Raw genomic sequence first — 231 nt, forward strand, 5'->3', positions numbered from 1 at the left:
TATCCATTTACCTTTGTGGTTTTTGGTGGTTGAACGGTCTTTAAAGTAAGTTCCTCGGTATGCTTCGGTCATTGCATCGCTCATATTATTTCTCCTTTTATTTTAATTGAAGTTTTTTGACTTCATCTTTGATTGGTTTTGACATTTTAAAACTAACAACCGTTTTTGCGGGTATTTTTAAGTTTTTACCAGTTCTTTTTCCTGTTTTTTTTCCTGTTTGTTTATTGATGA

The 231-nt window shown here is 31.6% G+C and carries 1 protein-coding gene; it reads right to left on the reverse strand.

Annotated features, from left to right (window positions below; all coding sequences use genetic code 11):
- Positions 1-97 precede the first annotated feature (97 nt).
- Positions 98-231, reverse strand: a 134-nt coding sequence (locus OL66_RS02710) for an HU family DNA-binding protein (RefSeq protein ID WP_034172363.1), incomplete at its 5' end; no start/stop codon positions are given.

The sequence above is a fragment of the Chrysanthemum yellows phytoplasma genome (assembly GCF_000803325.1).
Lineage (GTDB): Bacteria > Bacillota_I > Bacilli_A > Acholeplasmatales > Acholeplasmataceae > Phytoplasma > Phytoplasma asteris.